At 62.9% G+C, this 19,327-nt stretch carries 20 protein-coding genes and 1 tRNA gene; 10 read left to right on the forward strand and 11 right to left on the reverse strand.

What is annotated here, in order from left to right; translation table 11 throughout:
- Positions 1–189 precede the first annotated feature (189 nt).
- Positions 190–1,020, forward strand: a complete 831-nt coding sequence (gene rlmB, locus GWG67_RS05995) for a 23S rRNA (guanosine(2251)-2'-O)-methyltransferase RlmB (protein WP_275168200.1) — start codon at positions 190–192, stop codon at positions 1,018–1,020.
- A 66-nt stretch (positions 1,021–1,086) separates the two neighbouring features.
- Here the strand turns inward: rlmB and GWG67_RS06000 are convergent, their stop codons facing one another.
- Positions 1,087–1,620, reverse strand: a complete 534-nt coding sequence (locus GWG67_RS06000; protein ID WP_275168201.1) for a hypothetical protein — start codon at positions 1,618–1,620, stop codon at positions 1,087–1,089.
- Between the two features lie 39 nt (positions 1,621–1,659).
- Positions 1,660–2,145 (reverse strand): hypothetical protein, encoded by a 486-nt coding sequence (locus tag GWG67_RS06005; RefSeq protein WP_275168202.1) that lies wholly within the window; start codon positions 2,143–2,145, stop codon positions 1,660–1,662.
- A gap of 283 nt (positions 2,146–2,428) precedes the next feature.
- On the opposite strand from GWG67_RS06005, the gene GWG67_RS06010 reads away from it, so the two are divergent.
- Together GWG67_RS06010 and GWG67_RS06015 are read left to right on the forward strand one after the other, a co-directional pair.
- Positions 2,429–2,938, forward strand: coding sequence for a hypothetical protein (locus GWG67_RS06010; protein ID WP_275168203.1), 510 nt, complete (start codon positions 2,429–2,431; stop codon positions 2,936–2,938).
- Positions 2,939–3,103: 165 nt separating this feature from the next.
- Positions 3,104–3,178 (forward strand) — tRNA-Thr (locus tag GWG67_RS06015).
- A gap of 605 nt (positions 3,179–3,783) precedes the next feature.
- Here the strand turns inward: GWG67_RS06015 and GWG67_RS06020 are convergent.
- Positions 3,784–3,993 carry a hypothetical protein gene (locus GWG67_RS06020; protein ID WP_275168204.1) on the reverse strand — a complete coding sequence of 70 codons (210 nt, stop codon included), beginning with the start codon at positions 3,991–3,993 and terminating at the stop codon, positions 3,784–3,786.
- 391 nt (positions 3,994–4,384) lie between these two features.
- Here GWG67_RS06020 and GWG67_RS06025 point away from each other — a divergent pair, with 391 nt between their 5' ends.
- Positions 4,385–5,530, forward strand: a complete 1,146-nt coding sequence (locus GWG67_RS06025; protein ID WP_275168205.1) for a hypothetical protein — start codon at positions 4,385–4,387, stop codon at positions 5,528–5,530.
- Positions 5,531–5,685: 155 nt separating this feature from the next.
- On the forward strand, positions 5,686–6,120 hold the full coding sequence (locus tag GWG67_RS06030) for a PQQ-binding-like beta-propeller repeat protein (RefSeq protein ID WP_275168206.1): 435 nt from the start codon (positions 5,686–5,688) through the stop codon (positions 6,118–6,120).
- A 149-nt stretch (positions 6,121–6,269) separates the two neighbouring features.
- Here the strand turns inward: GWG67_RS06030 and GWG67_RS06035 are convergent, their stop codons facing one another.
- Entirely contained in the window at positions 6,270–6,548 is a 279-nt protein-coding gene (locus GWG67_RS06035) for a helix-turn-helix domain-containing protein (RefSeq protein WP_275168207.1), read from the reverse strand.
- A 125-nt stretch (positions 6,549–6,673) separates the two neighbouring features.
- Between GWG67_RS06035 and GWG67_RS06040 the strand changes: the two genes are divergently transcribed.
- The 4 genes from GWG67_RS06040 to GWG67_RS06055 all read left to right on the forward strand — a co-directional run bounded on the left by GWG67_RS06040 (position 6,674) and on the right by GWG67_RS06055 (position 10,874).
- On the forward strand, positions 6,674–7,549 hold the full coding sequence (locus GWG67_RS06040) for a hypothetical protein (RefSeq protein ID WP_275168208.1): 876 nt from the start codon (positions 6,674–6,676) through the stop codon (positions 7,547–7,549).
- Positions 7,550–7,691: 142 nt separating this feature from the next.
- Complete coding sequence (locus GWG67_RS06045; protein ID WP_275168209.1) at positions 7,692–8,231, forward strand: hypothetical protein; 540 nt, start codon at positions 7,692–7,694, stop codon at positions 8,229–8,231.
- A gap of 82 nt (positions 8,232–8,313) precedes the next feature.
- Positions 8,314–9,876: an AAA family ATPase gene (locus tag GWG67_RS06050; protein WP_275168210.1), complete on the forward strand. Its 1,563-nt coding sequence runs from the start codon at positions 8,314–8,316 to the stop codon at positions 9,874–9,876.
- Positions 9,876–10,874, forward strand: a complete 999-nt coding sequence (locus GWG67_RS06055) for a 3'-5' exonuclease (protein WP_275168211.1) — start codon at positions 9,876–9,878, stop codon at positions 10,872–10,874. Before GWG67_RS06050 ends, GWG67_RS06055 begins: the two co-directional genes overlap by 1 nt.
- Here GWG67_RS06055 and GWG67_RS06060 read toward each other — a convergent pair.
- From GWG67_RS06060 to GWG67_RS06090, 7 genes are all read right to left on the reverse strand, one after another.
- Positions 10,845–11,963, reverse strand: a complete 1,119-nt coding sequence (locus GWG67_RS06060; RefSeq protein WP_275168212.1) for a tagatose 1,6-diphosphate aldolase — start codon at positions 11,961–11,963, stop codon at positions 10,845–10,847. The genes GWG67_RS06055 and GWG67_RS06060 overlap by 30 nt on opposite strands.
- On the reverse strand, positions 11,960–12,847 hold the full coding sequence (locus GWG67_RS06065; protein ID WP_275168213.1) for a sugar kinase: 888 nt from the start codon (positions 12,845–12,847) through the stop codon (positions 11,960–11,962). The genes GWG67_RS06060 and GWG67_RS06065 overlap by 4 nt, the downstream gene beginning before the upstream one ends.
- Before the next feature lie 68 nt (positions 12,848–12,915).
- The gene (locus GWG67_RS06070) at positions 12,916–13,989 is read right to left on the reverse strand and encodes an ABC transporter ATP-binding protein (RefSeq protein WP_275168214.1); all 1,074 of its coding nucleotides are present in this window, start codon (positions 13,987–13,989) and stop codon (positions 12,916–12,918) included.
- A 6-nt stretch (positions 13,990–13,995) separates the two neighbouring features.
- Positions 13,996–15,000, reverse strand: coding sequence for a zinc-binding dehydrogenase (locus GWG67_RS06075; RefSeq protein WP_275168215.1), 1,005 nt, complete (start codon positions 14,998–15,000; stop codon positions 13,996–13,998).
- A gap of 7 nt (positions 15,001–15,007) precedes the next feature.
- On the reverse strand, positions 15,008–15,835 hold the full coding sequence (locus GWG67_RS06080; RefSeq protein ID WP_275168216.1) for a carbohydrate ABC transporter permease: 828 nt from the start codon (positions 15,833–15,835) through the stop codon (positions 15,008–15,010).
- A gap of 4 nt (positions 15,836–15,839) precedes the next feature.
- Positions 15,840–16,727: a carbohydrate ABC transporter permease gene (locus GWG67_RS06085; RefSeq protein ID WP_275168217.1), complete on the reverse strand. Its 888-nt coding sequence runs from the start codon at positions 16,725–16,727 to the stop codon at positions 15,840–15,842.
- A gap of 63 nt (positions 16,728–16,790) precedes the next feature.
- Positions 16,791–18,089 (reverse strand): ABC transporter substrate-binding protein, encoded by a 1,299-nt coding sequence (locus GWG67_RS06090; protein ID WP_275168218.1) that lies wholly within the window; start codon positions 18,087–18,089, stop codon positions 16,791–16,793.
- A gap of 192 nt (positions 18,090–18,281) precedes the next feature.
- Between GWG67_RS06090 and GWG67_RS06095 the strand changes: the two genes are divergently transcribed.
- Positions 18,282–19,322, forward strand: coding sequence for a LacI family DNA-binding transcriptional regulator (locus tag GWG67_RS06095; RefSeq protein ID WP_275168219.1), 1,041 nt, complete (start codon positions 18,282–18,284; stop codon positions 19,320–19,322).
- Positions 19,323–19,327 lie beyond the last annotated feature (5 nt).

Genomic DNA, 19,327 nt, shown 5'->3' on the forward strand with positions numbered 1-19,327 from the left:
TCGGGCCGGACCTTGCCGGCGACCGAAGACGGCCATGGAACGTGAAGGCCGCGACAGCCCGGATGGGGGCGCGACCGGGCGCGGTTATCGGCGAAGCGGTGGGGTAAAGTCAACCGAGGCGAACAGCTAAAATCGCCCCCGAAGCCACCCAAATTGCCATATTCCGGGACCCGTGACACAAGCGAGCCCATGAAGGATCGAAAATTCAACCCGAGGGGCCCCCGCGGCGGGTCTAAGCCCTTCAACAGGCCCGGAAAATCGGCTGGACGGCCGGCCCGGCGCGATCGCGATTCGGACACCGACGGGCCTGTCATCCTCTATGGCTGGCACACCGTCACCATGGCGCTCGCCAACCCCCAGCGGCAGATCCGCAAGCTGACCCTGACCGAGAACGCCGCAAGGCGTCTGGCGGACGAGAACATCGCGATCCCGGTCACACCCGAGATCGTCCGGCCCCAAGAGATCGACCGGCTGCTGTCGCCCGACGCCGTGCACCAGGGCCTGCTCGCCGAGGCCGATCCCCTCCCCTCGCCCGACATCGAGGATTTGGAGCAGGACGGCATCGTGCTGGTGCTCGACCAGATCACCGATCCGCACAATGTCGGCGCCATCCTGCGCTCGGCTGCGGCGTTTGCGGTGAAGGCGATCGTCACCACCGCGCGTCACAGTCCGGAAGCGACCGGCGTGCTGGCCAAGGCCGCCTCCGGCGCGCTGGAGCTGGTCCCGATGGTGACGGTGCAAAACCTCGCCCGCGCACTGACCACGCTGAACGAGCTCGGCTTCCAGACCGTCGGACTGGACAGTGAAGGCAGCGCGGATCTCTCCGAGGTCGCCCTGCGCGAGCCGCTCGCGCTGGTGCTGGGCGCCGAAGGCAAGGGCCTGCGGCAATTGACGCGCGAGACCTGCAGCGTCGTGGCGCGGCTCGACATGCCCGGCGAGATCAAGAGCCTCAACGTCTCGAATGCCGCCGTGCTCTCGCTCTATGTCGGCGCCAGTCGGCTCGGGCTGATGAAGCGATAACAAAGCAAAACAAAACGCCCGTCCGCATCGCGGACGGGCGTCTCGTTGGCTCAACCGATCAAGCGATCAGTAATAGCGGCGCAGCACGCGGTGGCCGCCATAGTACGGCGCATGGCGCGGAGCGTAGCCGTAGCGCGGACCGTAGCCGTAATGCGTGCGCGGCAGATAGCCGGCGCGCGGGCCGTAGCCGTAGCGATACGGACGGTAATACGGGCGGCGGTAGGGATAGGCGGCCGGCGCTTCGACCGCGGCGGCGCGATAGCCGTAGCCGTTGCCGTAACCATAGCCACGGCCGTAGCCGTAATTGGCGGGCGCAACCACCGCGTCTTCACGATAGGTCGGATACGGCGCGAAGGCGCCCGGGCCGGTATAGGTCGGGCCCTGGTTGACGTGATAATATTGCGTGGTGGGCTCGGCGAGACGCTCATAGGCGCCATAACCGTAGCCGTAGCCGGCCCCATAACCGCCGCAGCCGGTGTTGCAGCCGGAATAGACCGGCGCGACCGGCTGGCACGGATTGAAGCCGCAGGCCGCGGCGGGCGCGGTAGCGACGAACATCGCGGCAGCCGCCATGACCAGTCCCGAAATCATCTGACGCATTGCTCTCTCCTGTTGATTTTCGTTTGTTGTTTTCGTTTCTTAACCCGGCGGCCTGCCGGGCATCTCTGCACGCGGCCGCGGCCGAGGACGCCGCGGCTGGTCGTTGATCTCAGGCGCGAGGATCACCGGCGGCGGATTGACGGGCACGTCCATCTGCGGCGGCAGCGGCGCCGATTGCGCGCCCCAGCTCTGGTAATAGCTCTCGGCGGGCTTGGGCATTTTGCGGTTCGCGGGCGGCTCGACCTCGAGCCGCCCATAGCCGGGCCGCAGGCCCAGCGTCGGGTAGTAATGGCCGACGTCGGCGGGCTGGCGCTCGGCGACATAACGTCCGCCATAGATCGTGGGCTGCACCTGGACGTTCTTCCCCAGGCCCCAGGTCCCCTCGACCGCGGCATAGGACGCGTCGATGTTGTTGATGATGATGGGCACGCCCGGGCGGCCGGGAACGACGATATCGAAGCCGCCGCCGGCAAACGCCGTCGCGGGCAGTCCGATCAGAAACGCAGCGAGCGCAGATGCGCGCATGAGGGGATCCCATTTATTCGGCGACAACCTACCCGATAGCGACGCAGAGAGGGTTAAGGCCCTCTCACCAATTGCTGGTAAGCCTAATGTGTAAGGATTGCGCGCCGCTCAAATGCTGTAAGGCGAACTAGCGAAGCATTAACGCCGCTGGACCCTGCAGTCGGGAACCATGGTGCGTGCTCACTTCCGTTTGAATATCGTTGACGAAAATCCACCGGTTTCAGCGGAACGTCCGGCGCCCTCGGCGTTTAGCCCCCGTCAACAGAACGGGAGCCAAACAATCATGAATATCAAACTTCTCGGAGCCACGGCGATTGCGGCGACCCTGGTGACAGGCTCTGCCATGGCGCAGGCCGTGATCACCAATCCGGGCCGGTGCGCGGCGCAATTCCCCAACGCCAACTGTCAGAACGTCGGACCGGGAAATCCGTACACCGATAGCGGCTATCGGCATCGTCGCGTGTCCTATCGCCAGACCAACAACGGCGATTGGAATAACGACTGGAACAGGAGCCGCACCGGCTTCTGGCCGACCGACGTAGCCACTGGCGCGGTCGGAGCAGCCGCCGGCGTGGCCGGCGCAGCCATCGGGACTGCGGGCGCAATCGCAACCGCCCCGTTCCGTGCCACGAACGACGCCTACGCCTACGACAGTGGCTGGGATAATTCGTGGAATAATTCTTGGGACAACCGCGGCTGGGACACCCGCACCTACGCCCAGCGCAACGGCTTCGTCTGCACGCCCGGCACCTGGTTCAAGGGCCAAGACGGGCGCCGCCATATCTGCCAGTAAGGCGGTTTGAACCGAACGCGACAGATCAGGCGGCCTTCGGGCCGCCTGATTCATGTTTGCAGGAGCATCGCGGGTTCTGGCACTTTCCGGGCAAGTCTGGTATTGCGGCGCGCACGGGCGGACAGCCCCGGCATACGCCGGCCCTGCCCCGTTTTTCCAGGCGGCGCCGGCTTAGCTCAGCGGTAGAGCAGCGGTTTTGTAAACCGAAGGTCGGGGGTTCAATCCCCTCAGCCGGCACCAGCGTTTACAACAGCTTATCCCTGATTTGTAGCCCGACCTATCTCAGCTCATCGCCGCAGATAGCTTCTTGGGCTACGCTGGGCTACACTAATGCAACAGGACCCCACGGAAGCCCCAACATCTATTTTGAAGACCCTAAAGATATGAACCGAATACGGGACGACAACTCGCCGACGTGCAACAGCTGCTTGGCGCAAACGATGCCTCGAAACTCAGCGAACGCGGGCTGAGATGCTCCGCAAGCACCGTGAGCCCGATGGCCCCAAGCGCGATGTCGAACTCGCCGTGGAGAAGAACTTGGCTACGGCATAGATTGTAGTGAGCGACGTACAGCGCGACGGCTGCAACGTGGTTGTCAAGCTTCTTGCTAAAAGCCGTTCGTTAATCGCATGAACCGACGCGAGGCCAGGCACAGCGAAAGGTGCTGGCGCTCGACGTAGGAGGTCGAAACGTACTGGTCGGGTCGCCCGATACTACGTCACGGCTTACAGCTACTACGGCGGCGGGCGAGTACCGGCCCTGCGCTTCCTTTACCAGATGCGTTACCGAGTACGTCTTTACGATCACGCCATGTGAGGCATTCGGGCCAAAGGCGTCGCGGATCGCTACGCGTTAGGGGTGGAAGCCGTCCGTCGAAATCTCAGGCTGACCAATAACCCGGTTGCGGAGGTCGCGTAGGAAGTCTCCAAAGTACTTTCGTCGCTCCGCTTGCCAACGCCCCAGCTGATGATTGCCTTCTGCGTTCCGGCGATGCCGATGAAAACATACTGATCGCCCTTGGCGTTAATCTCGTGGCACTGGACGTTCTTTTGCATCTTGCCAACGAAGCTCCACAACTCGTCAAGCTCAAGGCAAGGCGCTCGGTGCGCACGCCGACCATGATGCGGTCGTGCAGCTCCATGCAGCCCATGCCGACGCACAGGGCCAGGCTGGCAACGTTGGCGCGGGTATAAGACCATTCCCAAACTCAACTTAGGCCACTGGCGACGGCACTCATTTTTTCAAAAAGAACAAAACAAGAACAAACCCAACCGGATGCAAGCTTCGTGCGCCTCTTTGTCGGGACAACATTGCGCTCGCCTGCTGAGGGCAAACTTTCCGGTGCCAGACTGGCGCCGCCGTGGCTTCGGATCAGGCAAATTTCCGGCTTGCCAACCGCGGGTATAGGGAACAGGGCATGGACTAACGCAAGCGGGAGCATAAGCGATGCCCAAACAACCTCCTGGCAGCAAGATCAAACCGACCCATACGCAGGACACGAAGCGCTCATACTTGAAGGGCGGATGGTTGCTACTGGCGCGTGCGCAGAAGAAACTGACCAGGCCGGGCGACATTATCGATGCCCTCATGCATCTGTTTTCCGATCCCACACTCGTGCTCCGGGCGGCAACAACGCGGCAGTACAAGCAGCAGGTACGTGCGGTCATTGAGTACAAGCTCAATAAAGGAGAACTGGCCCATGATCGCGCAGTGTCCGGCCTCGCCGACCTGACGACTCTGCTGAAGGACCGCCGCGGCCCCTGCCGGAAGCGTACATCAGGAGCGAAACTCAAGGCGCCGACCAAAGCGGAATACCTCCAGATTTGCAGTGATTTCAATCGCCGCTGGAGGCTCGCCGGCGGGCTGGACGAGACCGATACCGTTCTGTCCCTGATGATCGCCCTCGGCCCCTACCTCGGGCTCCGTCCCCAGGAATGGCTAAACACGACGATCCTTGGCGACAAAATGATTGTTGCCAACGCGAAATCAACCAACGGGCGATCGGCAGGCAAGACCCGCACTATTCTGCTCGACAACTTTCCGGAGGGTATCACGCATCTAGTAGAGCAGCTGATCGCCGGGCTTCGCCGCCTTTTCTATGGACTGGAAGAAAACTGGAGGCGGCTCCTCGGGCGGCTTGGCGAGAGGCTGGCGAGGGTTTGTGCGCGGTTGGGCATCCGTAGGTGGTCGTTGTACACCACACGGCACGTAGCCATGGCTAACTGGAAGCGCGCCGGCTTCGGCGCCGCGGAGATCGCGGCCCTAGCTGGACATATCTCGATCAAGACAGCCCGCAATCATTACGCGGGCGGCCGCCATGGTTGGACGGCCAAATTTGCTTGCGCCCGGCCAGACCCCGATCTGACGGCCTTGATCTCGTTGCGTAACAATACGACGCTCATTCGCCCGGCAGTCGCTGTCAGGGCCGAGACCAGCAAACGAGAGGTTATCGATGCGACCGCGCCGGTCGAACGTCCATTGATCGCTAATTTGAACCAGCCCCGCCCGGATGACCCAACCGCAGCGGGTGAAACGCTGACGCCCCGTGGCAATGACAACTCCGACGAGGGGCTTGGGTTTGGCATGCCTTAAAGGAATTCGCCATCTCTGTAGGACGCTAGTCAACTGGGCTCGGAGTGGCGGCCGTGATCGGAGACGCGCAAGGCAGGGGCCGCGCAGATTCCGCGCGTAGGGGCGCGTGAAACAACGCCAATCGCGAGAGCACAGTCACGATCCGCCTGGCCGATTTGCAATCTTTTCTAGCGACCAAACGTTTTCGGCTCCCGACCCAACCTCCGCACGAAATTAGCGACGCCTCCTATGGCGGAATTCGCGCTATCGATCTGAAGACCGGCAGGACGCGGTGGGATCGTCCGTTGGGTGAAGCCCGGACGAACGGCCCGTTCGGGATCCCGTCGATGTTGCCGATCAGAATTGGGACGCCAAATAATGGCGGTGCCGTCGTGACCGCCGGCGGCCTGATCTTCATGCCAGCGACGACCGACAATGTGATCCGTGCCATCGACATTAAGACCGGAAAAACCATCTGGAAGGACGTGCTTCCTGCCGGCGGCCAGGCCACGCCGATCACCTATGAGGCCGACGGCCGCCAATACCACGCGATCATGACCAGCGGTCATCATTTCATGGAGACGCCGATCGGCGATTCCTTGGTGGCTTAAGCTTTGCCGGCAAAATAGATGTCATCGAGACCCCGACCGGTGTCCGTTTCGATTCGCCGATCCGAGAAGGTCCCATCAACTCGCCAGCATCACAATGAAACAGCGCCTGGCGATCTAGCCCGTTCGCATATTCCCGTCTTCCTGAGCGACTATTTGGAGGCGAGCTTAATCCGAACTCCCTGACCGGACTTCTCGTCCGGAAAAATGAATTCTATGCCTGCTTTCTCGAAGCCAGATCTGATGGCCTTCAGGGCATTCCTTCGGCGCAGATCTTTGGAGGAGAGGTCGTCCTCGGCTTCCAATTTCGAGATCGTCCGCTGGCTGAGCCCTGCCAATTTGGCTGCTCCTGCCTGATCGAGACCGAGCAGTCCCCTTGCTGCACGGATCATCGCCGACGTCAGCATCTCCTCCCGGTCCAACTCCGTCACCGAATCGCTCCTCAGGGTGCGATTAAGGTTAACACGGCTGGATCGGAGTACCTCGGCATGAAAACGTTGCGGCCTCCTTAATTCGTGCTATAGTAGCACGATTGTCAACCAAAGGAGATCGTTACATGGAAGTTGAGTCGCTCAGTGAGTCCATTTCCGAGGCCGCGCTCGCGCGCAGCGCTCGAACGCTCGTTGCCAACGCCGTCGCATCGGCTTTCAATGAAGACCCGGTGATCGGCCCGGATCTCAGCCGAGCGATCTCGGTGGTGGGCTCCGTCGTGAAGCGCCACGGCCTTTTGCTCCAGAGCACGACGGCCAATGCGCTCGCCGCCAGCGGCCGGTTCGACGTCCTCGTCGACATCGCGATCCCGATCGTCGACGCCGCCAGCGAATTGCTGCTCGCCCGCAATGCCGCGGAAGACCTTGCTCGGATCAATATCCGGGCCGACGCGTCTGCCGAGCGCATCGTCACGGTCGATCTCGTGGTGGTTGATCCGGAGGTGGGCTGGGCCGGCGTCTACGACTTCAAGCGGGGCAATGGCCCGGTCGACGGCCGCACCCGGCGGCCGACCGAGCATGACTTGAGGGCGGCGGGCATGGTGCTGTCCAGCTATCTCGCGAAGCGAGGCTACCGCAATATCTTGCGCGTCACGGCGGGCGTGATCGACTACTACGGGAACACCGGCTTCACCAAGGACTTCAAGATCGGTCGCGAGGAGCTCGATTCGCACTTCGAGGTCCCGGTCCGTGAGACGCTGGACACGGTCACCTCGTGCCTTCGCAAGGCGCTGCTCGCCGAACTGCCGCACCTCTTCTCCACCGTCATCGAGGGGGTTATCCGCGAGAACGCCAAGAAGGATGAGACGACCTGCGGCATCGGGCTGATGCCCGATCTTGATCCGTTGCGGGCCGAAGCGCCCGTCGTTCATTTCGCCAACGCGCGCCCGACCGGGCCGGGACCGCGCAAACCGGCCGTGACCGCCAAGATCGGCGCGGCTTAATCCATCGGCGCCGCCGACGGCCCGTCGGCGGCGCTAATCAAACCCGACGGAAGTGGACGTCCAAGACATGACTGACAACACCAATGCGCCCGCGTCCAATGCTCGGCATGAGGATGACCGCCGAGTTGACGGAGCTGGGTCCGTGGTCGCGATCGATCGGCGATCGACCCCCGACGCTTGCGGCCACCGCCCCGTCTGGCCGGTCAAGGAGCAGCCGGATCGCCGTTGGCCTTTCAAGGCCGCCGATGTCGTGCCGTTACAATGGTGGCGAACGCTGCCCTCAGATGCGCTTCGCGACGCCGAGCAGTCCCTCATGCTGACGACCTTGGATCGAATCGGCGTGCTCCATCCGGTCGATGATCTTAAAGCCGCGCTCGCCGGCGACGCGGCGGCCGCCATCAACATGGCGTTCTCGATGATGCCGATCGAGAAGACCACGCTGGCCATCGACATCGGGATGACCGCGCTCTGCCGTTGCGCGCTTGCGCGACACGCGGCGTCGGCGCTGGTCATGGCGCAAGTGATCGGCCTGACCAACTTCGATCACGGGTTGTCCATCGAACTTGCCATGTCCTGGTACAGGCACGGACTGCGCTACGCGAGTGATCCGCGCAAATTCCGCGAGGCCGAGACCGTGCTCTTGAAGACCTTCCATGAACTCGACCGTTCCGGATCGCGGTGACGGACGCGGTGCTGGTCTCCACCCCAAACGCTTCTCAGATGATGTCCGGCTCCCGCCAACACGGCGGCTGGGAGCACGAAGCATGACGACCTCGGACGATTCCGATGATTTCGATCACACAGTCGAGGACGATGCTGCGTCGACTGGAGCCGCGGCCGATTCTTCGGACCTCGATGAAGAACTGAAAAAGTTGCCGCGCCTCCTGCGCTACGCATTGCTTTCGAGCAAAGGCGAAGAGCACACCCAGGAGCGACTCGTCGGAGAGATCAATGAGGTCTGTCCTGGTCTTGCCGAGACCTCGGCCTGGATCGTGACGCAGACCTCGGCCGCCGGTCTTGAGCTCGCCGCCGAGCTCGACCGGCGAGCCGTCAAACAGGACGAGCCCGCCTTACGCAGCCTTTCCGACTGCGTTCGCGTTTTTAGTCTGCCATTACCCTGCAGCGCAGAGTTCTTCGATGACTATCAGAGGGTGGGCAAAGCTTTGATCGCAAGCTTTGGGAAGGTCTGCCACGACGCCGATGAGAACCTGTGTGCTGAGCTGGAAGAGTTTGTCTTCGGCTGGGCCGCGCTGCCGGCGTGCAGCGATCTGGTTTCACGGCATGGCAGCGCCGCCGCCGGCGCCGCCAGGCTTGGCCCCCTCACGGCAGAGCACCGCCTCACAGCGACCAAGGTAGCTCTGCGTCGCAAGCTGAAAGAGGAGGAAGAAAGACGGCAGCAGAGGGATGCCGAGACCGCCTCCACGAGTGAGTTGCAGAAACCTCTGGCGCCTTCAGCGCCGGAGCGCAGCGTCGTTGTGGCACAGCTCTCTGAGCAGCAGATGAAGAACACCAAGCTCAAAGACGTTCTTGGGCCATTCAAAGGTATCGTCAACGTCGCCATGCCGCTTGTCGAGGCGCCGCCTCTGCATGTCGTGCGTAGTGCCCTCCTTTTTGAATTCCCCTATGCCGCCGAAGTGATTGATTTTGCGCTCGCCGATCTTGTCGGCCGACCAACAGTTCGCTTACGTCCTCTACTGTTCGTGGGCGAATCCGGCGGCGGCAAGAGCAGATTCGCACGGCGCCTGGCTGAGTTGTTGGGCGTCAACGTCTGGCGCACTGATGCCAGCCGCGCTGATGGCGCCGCGTTCGGCGGCACCGACCGCCGGTGGTATTCCGCCGAACCTTGCCATCCTTTTCTTGCGGTTGCGCAGGGCGCGAGCGCCAACCCACTGGTGATTATCGATGAGATCGAAAAAAGCGCGACGCGGAATGACTATGGCCGGCTCTGGGACTGCCTCCTCGGCTTCCTCGAATTCGAGACGAACAGTCGCTATCCAGATCCAGCGCTGCAGACGAATCTGGACTTGTCGCACGTCTCCTACGTCGCTACCGCCAACAGCGTCGATCCTCTGCCCTCGCCGATCCGCGACCGCTTTCGGGTCGTGAGATTTCCGAACCCCACGTCCGCTGATCTCGACGCGCTCTTGCCTGCGATCATCGCCGACCTTGCGAAGGATCGCGGCCTCGACACCCACTGGGTTCCGCCGCTCGACGGCACTGAACACATCGCCGCCGCGCAAAGCTGGCACGGCGGCTCGGTCCGGCTCCTCCGTCGCATCGTCGAGGCTATCCTCCGCGATCGCGACGCCAACGCGACCCGAAACTGATGAGCCGTACCGCCATGTACAAGTCACCAAACCTCCCGTTCGGCCTGCCTTGGAGACAACCGGCGAATCCTTTAGTCGAAGTCGCCACCCAAGTACCGAGCCAGCCGGAGATTGTTCTGTCCGAGGATACGGGAACGCCCGAGACGATGGCGCGCATGCTCGAGGCCACCGGCAACTACAAAATCCTTCGCCGTCTTGCCCCACGGACTGCCGAGCCTCGCCCCGCGGCTGGTCGAATCGGCCTGATCATTGACCTGGAAACGACCGGCCTCGATACCACGCGCAACGAGGTCCTGGAAATCGCCGCCATCAAGTTCGGCTACGCCGACGACCGGAACACTTCCGTCATCGGCACCTTCCAAGGATTCCAGCAGCCGTCGGAGCCGATTGAGGCTGCGATCACCGCATTGACCGGCATCACGGATGCAATGGTGGACGGGCATAATATCGATAACACGGCGCTGGAGCAGTTCGTAGCGGACGCACACATCGTAATTGCTCACAACGCTGCCTTCGACCGCAAGGTCGCGGAACGGCACTGGCCGGTCTTCGCGGACTGTCACTGTGCCTGTTCAGCGACCGGCATCGACTGGAAAGCCCATGGCCTCGGCGCCCGCCCCGCCTACCTGCTCTCGGAATACGGCCTTTTCCACGACGCTCACCGGGCGCTGGATGATTGTCGTGCAGTACTTGAGATTTTGGCACTCGATCTTCCCGGGACCGAGCAATCCAGACTTGCGGCTCTGCTCGATCGCGCGCATCGCCCTCAGCACCGCATCTGGGCCGATGGCGCGCCGTTCGCATTGAAAGACACTCTCAAGCAACGTGGCTATCGGTGGCACGACGGTACCGATGGTCGCCCCAAAGCCTGGTACCTCGACGCCGATGCTGTCGAGGCCGAGCTCGATTTTCTCCGAAAGGAGATTTACCGCCAGGACGACCTAGATATCGTATGGCGGACGATAACATCACTCGATCGGTTCTCGACACGGATTTAGCGGTTCAACATAGCTCTGCGTGGGTTCGGATTGAACTTCAAGACGGAATGAACAGTAAGCGCGCGCGAAGTCACCCTCCTGCTTGATATCAGTGAAGACAGGATAGCGCGGTTTCCAGGCCGTGCCCTTGGCTGTGGTTATCTGGCTGAGCCGTTCGAGCACGTTGAGACCGTCCTTGCGCAGACTTGCAGACACCGCGGCCCGATCGGGAAAATTCTTTAGAACGGCGTCGAGCCAGATCGTGCGGCCCGCCAGGAAGCCGCTGGCCCCTGCAGCATAGGAGTAGTCGAGCACGCGTTCGAACTTCTCCGGTGCAGCGCCGCCTGACAGCAGCACCCAGGGAACGTTGCGCTCGCGGCAGATATCGCCGATCGAATCAAACTCCTTCTGCGCGGCCTTGGCTTCCGCGCTGCCATCGCGGGCCGGCAGGCTGTTGGCCGCGACTGGGCTCTCCAGCTTGAGGAGATCGACGCCATATTCGGGCTTGGCAAACTCGCGCACGCTGTCGATGACCAGACCGGGAAGCTTGCCCGGCGATTCGACATAATCAGCGGTGTGATTGGCGCTGCCCAGGAAGGGATAAACAAGCAGCTCGAGAACATAGGGAATGTCGTGACGGGCGCAGTCCTGCCCGATCTCGCGCACGAACTTCTTCTGGTGTTCGTTCACCGCGGCATCGGCGTCTGGCCGGTACCAGGCCAGCACCTTGACGGCGTCACCGCCCATGGCGCGGATCTTCTCCACACTCCAGTTGGTGATGGCCCGCGACTTGCGACCGCCCGCGGTCTCCTCGACGCGATGCTCTTCCAGCGTCATGATCAGGCCGCAGCGCGGCGGCAGCAGATCGATCGCGGCAGGCACGGCAAAGTTCGGGTCGAACAGCATCGAGCTGCAATGCGGCGCAAGGTTCTCGACGAGAAGGCGCTTGGCCGCCGTGACGTCGGAATACTCGACCTGGTCCCGCGTGATGCCTTTTGCGTTCGCGATGGCATCGAACAAGGGTGGCCGCTGATCAAGCGCGACCATGCGAAAGTGGCCATCCGCATCAGCAAGCCGTGCCAGGCCGCGGTTCTTTCCAATCGTTCTCATGGCTTCGTCCTCATGAATGCAAGACACTCGTTGATATCGGGGATTCCGTTACGGCCGCCGGCGTGGCGGCATTTCATGGCGGCCGTCGCCGCCGAAAATGCCATGGCGGCGCGCACCTCCAGGCCGGCGCCGATCGCCAACGCGTAGGCCCCGTGAAAGACATCACCCGCGCCTGTGGTGTCGACGACCTCAATCGAATAGGCGGCCTGCCGGTGAAGCTGGCCGTTCTCGTACCAGCTCACGCCACCCTCGCCGCGCGTGACGGCCATGACGCGACAGCCGAAGCGGGCGACGGACGCGAGGGATTCATCATCGGCGGAGCCGGCAAAAACGGCGAGCGCGGGCTCGGAGAAGATGGCGTGATCGGTCAGGGGCAGCAGCCGTTCGAACACTTCGGCATCTGCCATGTCGCCGTCGAGCACCGTCGCAATGCCGCGCGAGCGCGCCTCGCGGAACAGCGTCGCGGCGCCCTCCACCCAGCGCGGGTCGGCTAGTACGGAGGATGCGCGGGCTACAGCTTCGAGCGGAAGCCAATCCGCGGCTTCAGGAAAAAGGCCGCGGAAGTTCACGATCTGCCGGTCGCCGCTACTGTCGACAATAATCCCGGAGACCGACGAGCGGCCATGGGGAAACAGCCGGAAATTCTCGACATCCACGCCTTCCGCGGCGAAGGCGGATCTCATCTCGTGGCCGGCGGCGTCATTCCCCGCCCGCCCCCAGAACGCGACGGTCGCGCCGAGCTTCGCCACCGCCACGCTCGCATTGGCGGCCATGCCCCCGCCCAGCGTGCCGTACGCGAGGGCCTTGATCTTCTCGCTTCCACCCGCGAACGGCCGATCGACGCGCCAGACCTGATCGAGCGCCGAGAGCCCGAGGCAGATCACGTGCACGGGTCGGGCTTTGGACCCGACGCCCGCCAGCGCTGAGAGATCACCGATGTTGGCTGACGTACTCACCGCAGGACCTGTCCGTTGGTGGCGTCGAACAGATGCGTCTTGCTCGACTGCGGGCGCAGCGCGAGGCGGTCGCCGACTTTCGGTCGCAGCGACGGGTCGATCCGCGCGATCGCGGAGACACCGGCGAGATCAAAATGGATTAGCGTATCGGAGCCGAGCGGCTCGACCAGCTTGACCTCGATGGCAATGCCATCGGCAGCATTGGTGGCGACAGTGAAATGTTCGGGACGAATGCCGAGTAAGGCATTGCCGGCCCGGCGCAGACTACTCGCGATCTCGCCGTCCACCGGCACCGCCGTTCCACCTTGGGAGAGGATTGCGCAGTCGTCGTGCCACTCGACCGCGAAGAAATTCATGGCGGGCGAGCCGATAAAGCCGGCGACGAACTGGTTGGCGGGTCGCTCGTAAACCGTCTCCGGCGTGTCGTATTGCTGGATCGTGCCGCTCTGAAGCACCACGATGCGGTCGGCCATGGTCATGGCCTCGATCTGGTCATGGGTGACAAAGACCATGGTGGTCTTCAACTGCTGCGATAGTGCCTTGATCTCGGCGCGCACCTGCCCGCGCAGCTTGGCGTCGAGGTTGGACAGCGGCTCGTCGAACAGAAACGCCTTGGGATTGCGCACGATGGCGCGGCCCATGGCGACGCGCTGGCGCTGGCCACCGGACAGCTCCTTCGGCTTGCGGTCGAGATAAGGCTCGATGTGCAAAAGCGCGGCGGCGCGCTTCACCCGCGCGTCGATTTCCGCTTTCGGCGTTCCCCGCAGCTCCAGCGCAAACGACATGTTGTCGTAGACTCGCATGTGTGGATAGAGCGCGTAATCCTGGAACACCATCGCGATATCGCGGTGGGCCGCCTGCACGCCATTCACGCGCTTGTCGCCAATGTAAAGGTCTCCACCCGAAATAGGCTCGAGGCCCGCGATGATGCGCAGCAAGGTCGACTTGCCGCAGCCGGATGGGCCGACGAACACCACGAATTCATGGTCCGCGATCTCCAGATTGAGATCGGGGATCACGGTGAAATTACCGTAGCGCTTGGTGAGATTGCGGATCGAGATCGAGGCCATGATCGCTTAGTCCAGCGCCAGCACAGGCTTGATCAGCTCGCCGTTGGCGAACCGCGCGAAGTTTTCAGGGAGATCCGAAAGACCGAACTCGCCGTCAACGAGGACGCGGTATTCGTCCTTGTACTTGCGCAGCAGCTCGACATTCTGCTCGAAATCCGAGACCGGGAAGTAGAAGGTCCGGATCATGTAAAAATCCTTGCGGCGGAATACCTTGCCCTCCTCGATGGTCCATGGCGCGGCGTTCTCGCCGACCAGCACCAGCGCGCCGCGCGGCAACACGAGCTCGATGCCGAGATTGCGCGCCGCATGGGCGCCCGAGCATTCCATGATGAGCGCGAAGCGCTTCGAGGTGTCGCCGACCGGGTGCGCCTTCGCGCCGAAGGACTGTGCGATCTTCAGCCGCGCCGCATTGGGATCGGCGACATGAATGTCGTTGTAGCCAAGCGCGCGAAGCGCCAGCACGACGCCGAGACCGACAGGCCCCGCCCCCATCACGAGGGCCGGACCGGCCTCGTTCGCCGGCACCACGCGGCTGACGAACCGTACGGCGTGGCCGGATGTGCCGATGGTGTCGAGCAACAGCGGCGCGAGGCTGTCCTCGATATCATTGGGTACCGGCAGCAAACAATTTTCCGGCACGGGCACGTATTCGGCATAGCCGCCCGGCCTGTTCCAGCCGATCAGGCTGGAGACCTCGAGGCACATCTGGGTATCGCCGCGCTTGCAGGCGGCACAGTGATCGCAGTGCAAGGGAATGTAGACGGCGCAGCGGCGGCCATACAGACCGTGGCCTGGCTGCTCGACGACGCCGAAGATCTCGTGGCCGGCGGTGAACTCGGCGCCCTTGTGCCAGAGCTTGAAGTCTGAGCCGCACAGCGCCGTTCGCGAGACACGGACCAGCACCTCGCCGGCGCCGATTTCGGGCATCGCCACACGCTCGATGGTGATGCGATCATTGCCGTGGAAGACCGCGGCCTGCATGATCGAATTCGGACTGGGGGACATATTCATCAGATACCTAGCCTTTCACTGCGCCGAGCGTCAGTCCGGACACCAGCCAGCGCTGAACCAAGGCCGCCAGCACCAGCGGCGGCAATGCGATCAGCGTCGCCGCGGCCATGAGGGCGCCCCATTGCGTCGAGCCTTCGCCGATGAAGTTGAAGGCCGCCGCGATCAACGTCTTGGTGTCGCCATTGGAGAGCACCAGCGCAAACAGGAAGTAGTTCCACGAGAAGACGAAGGCGAGGATCGCCGAGACGGCGACGCCCGACGCCACCAGCGGCATCGCGATGCGCCAGAGGATACGCGTGAAGCTGCATCCATCGACTTGCGCAGCCTCGAACACGCTGCGCGGGATGACATCGAACGACGGCAGCAAAACCCAGATCACGATCGGCAGCGTGATGACGGCGTGGCTGAGGATCAGCGCGGTGTAGGAGCCGATCATGCCGATTTGCCGGAACATGACGTACCACGGCAGCAGGAACAGCGTGCCGGGCGCCATCCGCGCCGCCAGCGTCAGGATCGCCGGCCAGGTAATCCGCGTCCAGGAGACGGCGAAGGCGGCGGGAATCCCGAACAGCAGCCCGAGCGCGGTCGAGCCGACGGTAACGATGAGGCTGTTGAGCGCGTAGCTCAGGAACGGCGTGGTCCTGGTCAGCTCGGCGTAATTCTCCAGCGTCGGCGTGAAGACCAGCGTCGGCGGATAGGCGGTGACCTCGAAGGACGGCTTAAACGAGGACAGCACCATCCAGACCGTCGGCGCCATGATGATGATGCCGGCGAGCACGAGCTGCACCGTGTTGAGGCGGTGGATCCAGCGCTCGGTGTTGGCGGCATCGTTCATGACATCACCACGCCACTGCGCCGCGCAGGCGGTTGAAGGCGAGCACGGCGCCGAACACGATCGCCGTCAAGGTCAGCATCAGAGCGCTGGCATAGCCGATGTTGAAGAACTCGAAGCCGACGCGAAAACCGTAGATGTTGAGCGTGTTCGAGGCGTTGCCGGGGCCGCCCTGGGTCGTGATGTAGATGATGTCGAAGAAGCGCAGGAGATCGACGCTGCGCAGGATCGCCGCGGTGACGATGGTCGGCAGCAGCAGCGGCAGCGTGATGCGCTGGAAGGTCTTGAACGCGGATGCGCCGTCGATCTGCGCGGCCTCGTAGACACTCGTCGGAAGGGATTGCAAGCCGCCCAGCACGATCAGGGCGACGTAAGGCGTCCACTGCCAGCTGTCGATCAGCGCGACGGTCGGAATGACCAGCGACGGCGAGGCCAGCCAGTCCGACGGCGGTAGACCGAACGATTGCAGGATATAATTGGCGGCGCCCAGCGAGGGATCGAGGATCACCAGCCACATCATGCCGGCCACCACCGGCGGCATCATGAAGGGTGAGATGAACAGCGAGCGCACAATGCCCGGCAACCGCTTGGCGTGAAACAGCACCAGCGCCAGCCAGACGCCGAACACGAGCTGCAGCACCAGCGACAGCACGAAGAGAGCGATGGTGATCCACAGCCCGTGCCAGAACTCATAATCGGAGATCAGCTTGGAATAATTGGCAAGGCCCGCAAAGGACTGCTTGCCGGTCGAGGAAAATGTCTGGAAGCCAAGCCAGATCGTATAGACGACCGGAAACGCGATCATTGCGACCGTGAAGATCACGGCCGGCGCCGATAGCGCCGCCATTTCCAGCTTCTGCCGGTCCTGCGTGAGTGTCGCAGCCGAGTCAGACATCCGTTCGCGTCCTCAGTGTGTGGGGAAATGCCGGCAGGCAGCGAGCCTGCCGGCATGAAGCCGTTACTTCTGGGCGATCAGCGCATCGAGCGCCTTGTCGGCATCCGCGCAGGCCTGGTCGATCGGCTTCTGCTTGAGGATCAGGTCCTGCACCGCCTGGCCGATGAACTCGCGCGATGCCGGATTGGCAACGATGGGATAGCCGACCTCGGAGGAGCCCTTGCTGGCGAGCACGTCGAGCGCGGCCTGCCATTGCTTGCGCACCGGCTCCTCATCGATCCACTTGCGATATTCGGGATCCTTGGCGACCGACGGACGCGGCGGGGCAATGCCCTGGAGCGCCATTTTCTTCTGCACCTCGGGGCTCGTCGCCCATTGCACGAAATACCAGGCCGCTTCCGGCTGCTTGCTGTGTGAGGAGACTGCCATGCCCCAGCCGATCGTGGTCGGCACCTGGCCGGCCTCACCCGCCGGGAACGGCAGCAGGCCGGTATCCTTCAGGCGCGCGCCGCCTTCCATCACTGTGCGCAGTTCGTTCGACGATTCGAACGCCATCGCGGCGCGGCCGCTGCGATAGAGCGCGGAAATCTGCTGGAAGCTGTAGTTGACGACGCCGGGCGGTCCGAAATCGCGCAGCAACCGGCTATAGGTGTCGAGCGCCTCCTTGCCCTTGGCCGAGCAGAGATTCGACTTGCCGTTGGCGATATAGCTGCCGCCGACATTGTGCAGCATGTTGCTGAAGGTGTAGGCGACCGCGGGTTTGAGGCCGCGCGAGACGAACGGCGTCACCGCGCTGTCGCAAGCCTTGATCTTCACGGCGGCGGCCTCGACGTCCTTGATGGTCTTCGGCGCCTCGAGACCGCACTTCTTGAAGATGTCAGTGCGGTAATAGAAGATCGGCCCTTCGAGATTCATCGGCATACTGGTGAGCTTGCCATTGAAGGTCGCGGCCTTCAGCAGGGCCTGGCTCAGCCCGTTCGGATCGTAGTCCTTGGCGACGTCGTTCTTGGCCATCGCGGTGAGATCGCCGTACCAGCCGGCAGCGGCGAACTGCTCGCCCTCGCGCGAGGGCAGCGTCATGAACACGTCGACCTCGTCGCTGTTCGCGTTCATGACGGTGACCAGACGCTGGCGCATCTGCTGTTCCTGATAGCCATCGACCTTCAGGGTCATGCCGGTCAGCTTCTCGAAATCGGCCTTGTAGGTCAGCAGTGCCTGCGCGACCGGATTGTTGTTGGCGAGAAAGGCGACGGTCTTGCCCTTGAACTTCATCCAGTCAAAATCGGCGGCATGCGCCTGCGCACTGACGGCAATCGCGAGAACGGGCAACGCGACATGCGTCGCGAGCATCCTGGCCTTCATCGAAGTCTCCTCCCGGCCGGCCGCCTTAAGCTGGCGGACCATTTTGAACATGGTTGAGCGTCACTTGAAAACGGTTACAAAATAGACCTCACATCCGCCGTGTCAAGCGATGGACAGATCGCGCAATCTACGACAAATTTAGGCGTGTGCCACTACTATATGGCTCGCGACGCAGAATGTAACGTTACACTCATGAGATTGACCAACGTCAAGTCCGTCAAGCAGGGCATCCGCGCCGTCGCGGCGCGCGCCGGCGTGTCGACCGCCTCGGTGTCGCGCGCCCTGAACAATCCGAACGCGGTCAGCCCGTCCCTGCGCGCGCGAATCGAGCAGGCCATCGACGCGCTTGGCTACATCCCGCATGCGCCGGCGCGGATCCTGTCGTCGCGCCGCTCACGCACGCTTGGCGCGATCGTGCCGACGATCGACAACACGATGTTCGCGCGCGGCATCGCCTCGCTCCAGCAATATTTATCGTCAGTCGGGTACATGCTGTTCCTCACCACGAGCGGATATGATCTCGATGTCGAATTGCAGCAGGCGCGCAATCTGATCAGCCGCGGCGTCGATGGCCTCGTGCTGCGCGGCGATTGCCATCATGAGGCCTTGCGCAAGCTGCTTGCCGACAACAAGGTGCCCTTCATCAATGTCGGCATCTACCAGCCCGACAGGCCCTACCCTTGCGTCGGCACCGACAACGAAGCCGCAGCCCACCGCGCCGCCGCACATGTCATCGAGCTCGGTCACCGCCGTATCGGAATCGTCTCGGCGCTCCAGCGAAACAACGACCGCGCCAGCGCCCGCGTCGCCGGCTTTCGCCGCGCGCTGACCCAAAACGGCCTCGCGCTTCCTCCGCAATGGCACGTCGAGGTGCCCTATACGCTGGACGATGCGCGCGAGGCGGCACGCTATCTCCTCAACCTCAAGGACCGTCCGACGGCCGTGGTGTGCGGCAACGACGTCATCGCCTACGGCGTATTGCTCGAGGCGGAGCGCGACGGTTTCGCCGTGCCGCGCGACCTTTCAGTGGTCGGCTTCGACGACCTCGACTGGAGCCGGCATTTGCGGCCGAGCCTGACCACGATCCATGTTCCGACCGGAGAAACCTGGCAGCGCGCCGGCGAATATCTGGTGCGCAGCCTCGCCGGCGAGCAGACCATCATGCACCGCGAGATCGACTTCTCGCTCGTGGTCCGCGAATCGACGGCCTCACCGCCGAAATCCCTGAAGTGAGACCT

It is taken from the genome of Bradyrhizobium sp. CSS354 (genome assembly GCF_029051725.1).
In the GTDB taxonomy this organism is placed as follows: Bacteria; Pseudomonadota; Alphaproteobacteria; order Rhizobiales; family Xanthobacteraceae; genus Bradyrhizobium.

Excerpts from the sequence above, each read along its gene's own strand:
- GWG67_RS06060 (WP_275168212.1), bottom strand. The coding sequence starts at position 11,963 with ATGAGAACGATTGGAAAGAACCGCGGCCTGGCACGGCTTGCTGATGCG.
- GWG67_RS06005 (WP_275168202.1), bottom strand. The coding sequence starts at position 2,145 with ATGCGCGCATCTGCGCTCGCTGCGTTTCTGATCGGACTGCCCGCGACG.
- GWG67_RS06050 (WP_275168210.1), top strand. The coding sequence starts at position 8,314 with ATGACGACCTCGGACGATTCCGATGATTTCGATCACACAGTCGAGGAC.
- GWG67_RS06025 (WP_275168205.1), top strand. The coding sequence starts at position 4,385 with ATGCCCAAACAACCTCCTGGCAGCAAGATCAAACCGACCCATACGCAG.
- GWG67_RS06010 (WP_275168203.1), top strand. The coding sequence starts at position 2,429 with ATGAATATCAAACTTCTCGGAGCCACGGCGATTGCGGCGACCCTGGTG.
- GWG67_RS06055 (WP_275168211.1), top strand. The coding sequence starts at position 9,876 with ATGAGCCGTACCGCCATGTACAAGTCACCAAACCTCCCGTTCGGCCTG.
- GWG67_RS06085 (WP_275168217.1), bottom strand. The coding sequence starts at position 16,727 with ATGTCTGACTCGGCTGCGACACTCACGCAGGACCGGCAGAAGCTGGAA.
- GWG67_RS06080 (WP_275168216.1), bottom strand. The coding sequence starts at position 15,835 with ATGAACGATGCCGCCAACACCGAGCGCTGGATCCACCGCCTCAACACG.
- GWG67_RS06070 (WP_275168214.1), bottom strand. The coding sequence starts at position 13,989 with ATGGCCTCGATCTCGATCCGCAATCTCACCAAGCGCTACGGTAATTTC.
- GWG67_RS06000 (WP_275168201.1), bottom strand. The coding sequence starts at position 1,620 with ATGCGTCAGATGATTTCGGGACTGGTCATGGCGGCTGCCGCGATGTTC.
- GWG67_RS06040 (WP_275168208.1), top strand. The coding sequence starts at position 6,674 with ATGGAAGTTGAGTCGCTCAGTGAGTCCATTTCCGAGGCCGCGCTCGCG.
- GWG67_RS06075 (WP_275168215.1), bottom strand. The coding sequence starts at position 15,000 with ATGAATATGTCCCCCAGTCCGAATTCGATCATGCAGGCCGCGGTCTTC.
- GWG67_RS06095 (WP_275168219.1), top strand. The coding sequence starts at position 18,282 with ATGAGATTGACCAACGTCAAGTCCGTCAAGCAGGGCATCCGCGCCGTC.
- GWG67_RS06020 (WP_275168204.1), bottom strand. The coding sequence starts at position 3,993 with ATGCAAAAGAACGTCCAGTGCCACGAGATTAACGCCAAGGGCGATCAG.
- GWG67_RS06090 (WP_275168218.1), bottom strand. The coding sequence starts at position 18,089 with ATGAAGGCCAGGATGCTCGCGACGCATGTCGCGTTGCCCGTTCTCGCG.
- rlmB (WP_275168200.1), top strand. The coding sequence starts at position 190 with ATGAAGGATCGAAAATTCAACCCGAGGGGCCCCCGCGGCGGGTCTAAG.